The sequence below is a fragment of the Kitasatospora sp. NPDC050463 genome (assembly GCF_040655255.1).
Lineage (GTDB): Bacteria > Actinomycetota > Actinomycetes > Streptomycetales > Streptomycetaceae > Kitasatospora.
Map to the genome: position 1 here is coordinate 1 of NZ_JBFAJO010000146.1, position 9146 is coordinate 9146.

Annotated in this window: 2 protein-coding genes; both read left to right on the plus strand. The window is 74.9% G+C overall.

From position 1 onward, the window contains the following. Positions 1-2607 (plus strand): type I polyketide synthase (locus tag AB0J08_RS40060; protein WP_360644622.1); only part of this gene is annotated, 2607 nt, incomplete at its 5' end. A 45-nt stretch (positions 2608-2652) separates the two neighbouring features. Continuing rightward, a partial coding sequence (locus tag AB0J08_RS40065) for a type I polyketide synthase (RefSeq protein ID WP_360644625.1) occupies positions 2653-9146 on the plus strand: 6494 nt, incomplete at its 3' end.

Below are 9146 nucleotides of genomic sequence, written 5' to 3' on the forward strand. Positions count from 1 at the left end.
GTCTGGAACACCCCACTCCTCCCCGGCACCGCCCTCCTCGAACTCGCCCTCCACGCCGGCGACCACACCGGGTGCGAGCACCTCGAAGAACTCACGCTGGAAGCCCCGTTGGCCTTCCCCGAGGAGCACGCCGTCCGCCTCCAGGTCCGCGTCGGCGCAGCGGACGGCGACACCGGCCGCCGCCCCGTCACCATTCACTCCGCCCCCGACACCCCCGACGACCCCGATGCCCCGTGGACCCGCCACGCGACCGGCGTCCTGGCAGTGACGGGTCCAGCGGTGCCGGCGAACGCGTGGGAACTCCGGACGACGGCGCTCGCCCCGGACGACGCGCTCTACGGCCGGCTGGCCGACGTCGGCTTCGACTACGGTCCGGCGTTCCAGGGCCTGCGGGCCCTCGGGCGGCAGGGGGACGACATCCTCGCCGAGGTCGTGCTCCCGCCGGAGCGGCACGACGACGGCTTCGGGCTGCACCCGGCGCTGCTGGATGCCGCCCTGCACGCCTGCCTGCTCCAGGGAGCGGATGGCGTCCGCCTGCCGTTCTCCTGGTCTGACGTCGCCTTCCACGCCGACTCGGCCACCGCGTTGCGGGTCCGGCTGACCCGGACCGGGCCGGACACCGTCTCGCTCACCGCGACCGACGACGCCGGAAACCCGGTCGTCTCGGTCGGCTCGCTGACCCTGCGGCCGGTCACACCGGAGCAGTTCAGCGCCGGCGCCCGGAGCCACCGCGACTCGCTGTACCAGGTGGACTGGGTGCCCGTGGCCACCTCCGCGGACGCCACCGGGGAGGCGGCGCCGCTCCTCCTGGGCGCCGAGGCGGTCGAGGCCGCCGAGCCGGCCGAGCTGCTCGCCGCGGTCTGCGCCGGGACCACGGTGCCGGGGGCGGTCGTGGTGCCCTTCCTGCCCGGCCCCGCGGTCACACCCGGGGCCGTCCACGCCGCAACGGCCCGTGTGCTGGGCCTCGTCCAGGCCTGGCTGGCCGAGGAGCGGCTGGTCGGCTCCCGGCTGGTGCTGCTCACCCGCGGTGCGGTGGCCGTGGACGCCACGGAGGACGTCACGGACCTCGTCCACGCGCCGCTCCGGGGCCTGGTCCGGTCCGCCCAGTCCGAGAACCCCGGCCGCCTGGTGCTGGCGGACCTCGACGACCACCCCGACTCCTACCCGGCACTGGTCCGGGCGCTCGCCTCGCCGGAGTCGCAACTGGCGGTCCGTGCCGGGCGGGTGTCCGCCGCCCGGCTGATGCCGGCCGCACCCGCGCCCGGGCCCGCGCCCACCGGACCGTTCGGCCCCGCCGGTACGGTGCTGGTGACCGGCGGCACCGGCCTGCTCGGCGGCCTGCTCGCGCGTCACCTGGTCACCCGGTACGGCGTGCGGCACCTGCTGCTGCTCAGCCGGCACGGGCTCGCCGCGGACGGCGCGGCCGAACTCCGCGCCGACCTCACCGCGTCGGGTGCCAGCGTGACGGTCGCCGCCTGCGATGCCTCGGACCGGGAGGCGCTCGCCGCCGTCCTGGCGGAAGTGCCCACCGAACAGCCACTGATCGCCGTGGTGCACACGGCCGGCGTGCTGGACGACGGTGTGCTCACCGCGCTGACCCCCGACCGCGTGGCGGCCGTCATGCGGCCGAAGGCCGACGCCGCGTGGCACCTCCACGAGCTGACGCGCGGGAGCGGCCTCCGGGCCTTCGTGATGTTCTCCTCGGCGGCCGGGGTGCTGGGCCAGGCGGGCCAGGCGAGCTACTCGGCGGCCAACGCCTTCCTCGACTCCCTCGCGCAGCGGCGCCGGGCGGAGGGACTGCCCGCGCACTCCCTGGCCTGGGGCCTCTGGGCGCAGGCCGGCGGGATGACCCGGCACCTCGCCGAGGCCGACCTGCGGCGGCTGAGCCGCACCGGCCTCGCCGCCATGCCGTCCACCCAGGGTCTCGCGCTCTTCGACGCCGCCGTCGCGACGGACCGCGCGGTGCTGGTGCCCGCCCGCCTGGACACCGCCGCGCTGCGGGCGCAGTCCGACGTCGCGCCGCTGCTCCGGGGCCTGATCCGCCCCACCGGGCGCCGCCGGACCGCCACGCCCGGCGCGGCGCCGTTCCGGCAGCGGTTCGCCGAGCTGGCACCGGCCGAACGCGGCCGCGCCGTGCTCGACCTGGTTCGCGCCCACGTGGCGGCCGTCCTGGGCCATGCCTCACCGGACCGGGTCGATGCGGACCGCGGTTTCCTCGACCTCGGCCTCGACTCGCTCACCGCGGTCGAACTGCGCAACCGGCTCGGTGCGGAGACCGGGGGCCGGCTGCCGGCGACACTCATCTTCGACCACCCGACCCCGGCCGCCGTCGCCCGACACCTGGAGGCCGAGGCCTTCCCGGTGGAGCGGACGGCCGGGGCCGCGGATCCCGCCGAGGCCGACGAGGTCGACGAGGTGGAGTTCCGCCGGGCCCTGGCGGCGATCCCGATGGTCCGCCTCCAGGAGGCCGGGCTCGTCCGGACACTGCTCCGACTCGCCGACACCGCGGACCAGTCCGCCGCCGGGGTCGACGAGGAGGAGCACAGCAGCGCGCTCGACACGATGGACCTGGAAGCCCTCGTCCGGGTTGCCCTCGGTGACAGCTGATCACCCCTCACCACCTCCCAATGGCCCGGAGTTTCGGAGTTCGCGATGACCGCATCCAGTGAAGAAGTCGTCAAGGCGCTGCGGGCCTCCCTCAAGGAGGCCGAGCTCCTGCGGCAGCAGAACCGCAAGCTGACCGCCTCCGCCTCCGAGCCGATCGCCATCGTCGGCATGGCCTGCCGCTACCCCGGGGGCGTCAAGTCCCCCGAGGACCTCTGGCAGTTGGTCGCGACGGGCGGCGACGCGATCTCCGGCTTCCCGGAGGACCGTGGCTGGGACGTGGCCTCGCTGTACGACCCGGATCCGGAGGCGGTCGGCAAGACCTACACCCGGGCCGGCGGGTTCCTGCACGACGCCGCGCTGTTCGACCCCGACTTCTTCGGCATCAGCCGGCGCGAGGCGCTGGCCATGCACCCGCAGCAGCGACTGCTGCTGGAGACCGCGTGGGAGGCCTTCGAGCGGGCCGGCATCGCCCCCTCCTCGGTGCGCGGCAGCAGGACCGGCGTGTTCGCCGGCGTGATGCACCAGGACTACGCCGCGCGGCTGCGCGAGACGCCCGAGGACCTTGAGGGCTACCTGATGACGGGCAGCCTGGGCAGCGTGGTGTCGGGCCGGGTGGCCTACGCCCTCGGCCTGGAGGGCCCGGCCGTCACGGTGGACACGGCATGCTCGTCCTCGCTGGTCGCCCTGCACCTGGCGGCGCAGGCGCTGCGCAACGGCGAGTGCACGATGGCGCTCGTCGGCGGCGTCACCGTGATGACCGGGCCGGGCGGATTCGTCGAGTTCAGCCGCCAGCGCGCACTGTCCCCCGACGGGCGCTGCCGGGCGTTCGCCGCCTCGGCGGACGGGACCGGCTGGGCGGAGGGCGTCGGCGTCCTGCTGGTGGAGCGGCTCTCGGAGGCGCGGCGCCAGGGGCACCGGGTGCTGGCCGTGGTCCGCGGCTCGGCGGTCAACCAGGACGGCAGCAGCAGCGGCTTCTCCGCGCCGAACGGCCCTGCGCAACAGCGGGCGATCCGGGAGGCGTTGAAGAACGCCCGGCTCTCGGCGGCGGACGTCGACGCGGTGGAGGCGCACGGGACGGGCACCCGCCTGGGCGACCCGATCGAGGCGCAGGCCCTGCTCGCCACCTACGGCCAGGAGCGTCCGGCCGAACAGCCGCTCTGGCTGGGGTCGTTGAAGTCGAACATCGGCCACGCCCAGGCCGCCGCCGGGGTCGGCGGTGTGATCAAGATGGTGATGGCGATGCAGCACGGCGTGCTGCCGGCCACCCTGCACGTCGACGAACCGACCACCCACGTCGACTGGACCGCCGGCGCGGTCGAACTGCTCACCGAGGCACGGGAATGGCCGGCCGGCGAACGTGCCCGACGCGCCGCCGTCTCCTCCTTCGGCATCAGTGGCACCAACGCGCACGTCATCCTGGAGGAGGCCCCGCCGGCCGAGGACGAGACCACCGTCGCCGACTCGCCCTCCCCCGTCGTCCCGTGGGTGCTCAGGGCCCGCGAACCGCAGGCCCTACGCGCCCACGCCGCACAGCTCGCCGACTTCCTCCGCGACCACCCCGACACCGACCTCCACGCCGTCGGACACACCCTGCTCACCGGACGCGCCACCCTCGACCACCGCACCGTCGCCCTCGGCCGCACCCACGCCGAACTCCTCACCCAGCTGACCGCCCTCGCCGGCGAGGAAACCCCGGCCGGCACCACCGAGGACCCCGGACGCACCGTCTTCGTCTTCCCCGGCCAGGGCTCCCAATGGATCGGCATGGGCGCCGAACTCCTCGACACCTCAACCGTGTTCGCCGAGTCGATCACCCAGTGCGAGGCCGCCCTCGCCCCGCACGTCGACTGGTCCCTCACCGACGTCCTACGCGGCAACGACGACCTCACCCGCGTCGACATCGTCCAACCCGCCCTCTTCGCCGTCATGGTCTCCCTCGCCCGCCTCTGGCAATCCCTCGGCGTCCACCCCGACGCCGTCCTCGGCCACTCCCAGGGCGAAATAGCCGCCGCCCACATCGCCGGCGCCCTCACCCTCGACGACGCCGCCCGCATCGTCGCCCTCCGCAGCAAAGCCATCCTCGCCCTCAGTGGACACGGCACCATGGCCAGCATCCCGCTGCCCGCCTCACAGGTCGAAACCCTCATCGCCCCCCACGCCGGCCAGGTCAGCATCGCCGCGAGCAACGGCCCCTCCCACACCGTCATCGCCGGCACCGTCACCGCCGTCCACGCCGTCGTCGACCAGGCCCAAGCCGACGGCGCACGCGCCCGCACCATCCCCGTCGACTACGCCTCCCACTCCCCCCAGGTCGAAACGCTGCGGGAGCAACTCCTCAGCGACCTCGCCGACATCAAGCCCACAGCCGCCACCATCCCCTTCATGTCGGCCGTCACCGCCCAACTCACCGACACCACCACCCTCGACGCCGACTACTGGTACACCAACCTTCGCCAGCCGGTCCTCTTCCAGCAGGCCGTCCACGCCCTCGCCGAGAGCGGCCACCGCACCTTCATCGAAACCAGCCCCCACCCCGTCCTCACCCCCGCCATCGAGGACACCCTGGACGGCACCCCCGCCGTCATCACCGGCACCCTGCGCCGCGACGAAGGCCACTGGACCCGCCTACTCACCTCCGCCGCCCACCTCCACGCCGGCGGCACCCGGGTCGACTGGACCCCACTCGTCCACCCCGGCCACCACCCCGACCTCCCCACCTACCCCTTCCGGCACCAGCGCCTGTGGATCCAGGACGCCGCCCCGGCCGGTCCGGACCCGGCTGCCGCGTCCGCGCTGGACGCGGGGTTCTGGGAGGCCGTCGAGGACCAGGACATCGCCGCGGTCGCCGCCACTCTCCAGGTCGAGGACGAGGAGCAGCGACGGTCGCTGAGCACCCTGCTGCCGGCGCTCTCCTCCTGGCACCGGCAGAGCCGCGACCGCTCGGCCGTGGACGACTGGCGGTACCGGATCGCGTGGAAGCCGGTGGCGGACCTCGCGCCGGCCGCTCTCTCCGGCACCTGGCTGGTGGTCGCCCCCGCGGGCCACGCCGACGACGCCTGGGTGGCCGAGGCCACCCGCGGACTGGGCGCCCGCGGGGCACGGCCCGTGCTGTTGGAGGCGGGTGCCGACCGCGACGCCCTGGCCGCCCGGCTGCGCGAGGTGATCGACGGCGCCGAGCCGGGCGGGCTCGCCGGTGTGCTGTCGTTCCTCGCCCTGGACGACCGCCGGCACCCCGGGCGGCGCACGGCGACCACCGGCGTCGCGCTGACGCTGGCGCTGGTCCAGGAACTGGCCGGCCTCGGCAACCGGGTACCGGTGTGGTGCGCCACGCGCGGCGCCGTGCACGCCGCACCCTCCGACGCACCGGCCGATCAGGTCCAGGCGCAGCTGTGGGGGCTCGGTCGGGTCGTCGCGCTGGAGCTGCCGCACCTCTGGGGCGGTCTGGTCGACCTGCCCGGACAGCCGGACGAGCGGTCGCTCGGGCGGCTGCTGCGGGTGGTGGCCGGCTCCTCCGAGGAGGACCAGGTGGCGGTGCGGGCGGCCGGGCTGTTCGCCCGGCGGATGGTGCACGCCGCCGCCGGGGAGGCCCGGCAGATCCGCGGCTGGCGCCCGCGCGGCACGGTGCTGGTCACCGGCGGCACCGGGAGCCTCGGCCCCCGACTCGCCCGCTGGCTGGCCGACAACGGCGCCGAGCACCTCGTCCTGGCCAGCCGTTCGGGCCCGGACGCCCCGGGGGCGACGGACCTGGCGGCCGAGCTGACCGCGCGGGGCGTCGCCGTCACCCTGGCCGCGTGCGACGTGGCCGACCGCGACGCGGTGGCCGGCCTGCTCGACCGGCTGCGGGCGGACGGCCATACCGTGCGGGCCGTTCTGCACACGGCCGCGTTCATCGAGCTTACGTCCGTGGTCGACACCACGGTGGAGAGCCTCGACCAGGTGCTGGCCGCCAAGGTGGACGGCGCCCGGCACCTGGTCGACCTGCTCGACCCGGCGGCGCTGGACGCCTTCGTCCTGTTCTCCTCCATCGCCGGTTTCTGGGGCAGCGGGGACCACGCCGCCTACGCCGCCGCCAACGCGGCACTGGACGCCCTGGCCGAGCAGGGCCGCGCCGACGGTCTGCCGATGCTCTCGGTCGCCTGGGGCGTCTGGGAGGACGCCGTCAACACCTGGAAGAACCTCGGCGACCAGGACGTCGAGCGGACCCGCCGGCGGGTGCGCGAGCAGGGACTTCCGCTGATGCGCGCCGAGTTGGCTCTCGCCGCCCTCCAGCAGGCGCTGGACCACGACGACACCTTCGTCGCGGTCGCCGAGATCGACTGGGAGCGCTTCGTCCCGCTCTTCACCGCGCTGCGCCCCAGCCCACTGCTCGGCGAACTCCCTGAGGCCAGAGCGGTGTTGGCGGCCTCGAACGAGGTGGCGCCGACGCCGACGGCCGCCGAGTCCGAACTCCGCCTCTCGCTGGGCCGACTGTCGGAGGCCGAGCAGCACCGCGCTCTCACCGACCTGGTCACCAAGCACGCCGTCGCGGTGCTGGGGCGCAGCACGCCGGACGCCATCCGCCCCGAACGGGCGTTCAAGGAGCTGGGGTTCGAGTCGCTGACGGCGGTCGAGCTGCGTAACCGGCTGAGCGCGGCCACCGGCCTCCGGCTGCCGGCCACCCTGGTCTTCGACCACCCGACCCCGGCCGCGCTGGTCGCCCAGCTGCGCCGCGAGATCCTGGAGCTGGGCGCGCCCGAGCCGGCCGCCCCGGCCGCGGCACCCCGGCCGACCGCCGACGCGGACGCGGAGGCGATCGCGATCGTCGGGATGGCCTGCCGGTTCCCGGGCGGGGTCTCGACCCCGGAGGAGCTCTGGCAGCTGCTCGTCACCGACGGCGACGTGATCTCCGGCCTGCCCACCGATCGCGGCTGGGACCTGTCCGCGGTCTCCGGCGAGCAGGGCGGCTTCGTCCGGGACGTGGACGCGTTCGACGCCGGGTTCTTCGGGATCAGCCCGCGTGAGGCCCTCGCCATGGACCCGCAGCAGCGGCTGCTGCTGGAGACCTCCTGGGAGGCCTTCGAGCGGGCCGGCATCGATCTGACCTCCCTGCGCGGCAGCCGGACCGGCGCCTTCGTCGGCGCCATGCAGCACGGGTACGGCATGCGGTCCGCCGACGCCCCGGCCGCCATCGGGGACTACGTCATCACCGGCAGCGTCACCAGCGTCATCTCGGGCCGGCTGTCCTACGCGTTCGGGCTGGAGGGACCGGCGATCACCGTCGACACGGCGTGCTCGTCGTCGCTGGTCGCCCTGCACCTGGCGGCGCAGTCGCTGCGCAACGGCGAGTGCACGATGGCCGTCGCCGGCGGCGCGGTGGTGATGCCGACGCCGGACTCCTTCATCGGCTTCAGCCGGATGGGCGCCCTGTCCGGGACCGGCCGCTGCAAGGCGTTCTCCGAGGACGCCGACGGCTTCGGCCTGGCCGAGGGCGCCGGCGTGGTGCTGCTGGAGCGGTTGTCGGACGCGCGGCGCAACGGGCACCGGGTGCTCGCGGTGGTCCGCGGCAGCGCGGTCAACCAGGACGGTGCCTCCAACGGGCTGGCCGCTCCGAACGGCCCCTCCCAGCAGCGGGTGATCCGCGCCGCGCTGGCCGACGCCCGGCTCTCGGCGGCGGACGTCGACGCGGTGGAGGCGCACGGGACGGGCACCCGCCTCGGCGACCCGATCGAGGCGCAAGCCCTGCTCGCCACCTACGGGCAGCAGCGGGGCACCGAACAGCCCTTGTGGCTCGGCTCGGTGAAGTCCAACCTCGGCCACACGCAGGCCGCGGCGGGCGTGGCCGGCGTGATCAAGATGGTGATGGCGATGCGGAACGGCATGCTGCCGCGCACCCTGCACGTCACCGAACCGACCACCCATGTGGACTGGGCCGCCGGCGCGGTCGAGCTGCTCACCGAGCAGCGCGAGTGGGCACAGGCGGACGGGCGTCCGCGTCGTGCGGGTGTGTCGGCCTTCGGGATCAGCGGGACGAACGCGCACGTCATCCTGGAGGAGGCCCCGCCGGCCGAGGACGAGACCACCGTCGCCGACTCGCCCTCCCCCGTCGTCCCGTGGGTGCTGTCCGCCCGCGAACCGCAGGCCCTGCGCGCCCACGCCGCACAGCTCGCCGACCACCTCCGCACCCACCCCGACACCGACCTGCACGCCGTCGGACACACCCTGCTCACCGGACGCGCCACCCTCGACCACCGCGCCGTCGCCCTCGGCCGCACCCACGCCGAACTCCTCGCCCAGCTGACCGCCCTCGCCGGCGAGGAAATCCCGGCCGGCACCACGAACCCCGGACGCACCGTCTTCGTGTTCCCCGGCCAGGGCTCCCAGTGGATCGGCATGGGCGCCGAACTCCTCGACATCTCAAGCGTGTTCACCGAGTCGATCACCCAGTGCGAGGCCGCCCTCGCCCCCCACGTCGACTGGTCCCTCACCGACGTCCTGCGCGGCAACGACGACCTCACCCGCGTCGACGTCGTCCAACCCGCCCTCTTCGCCGTCATGGTCTC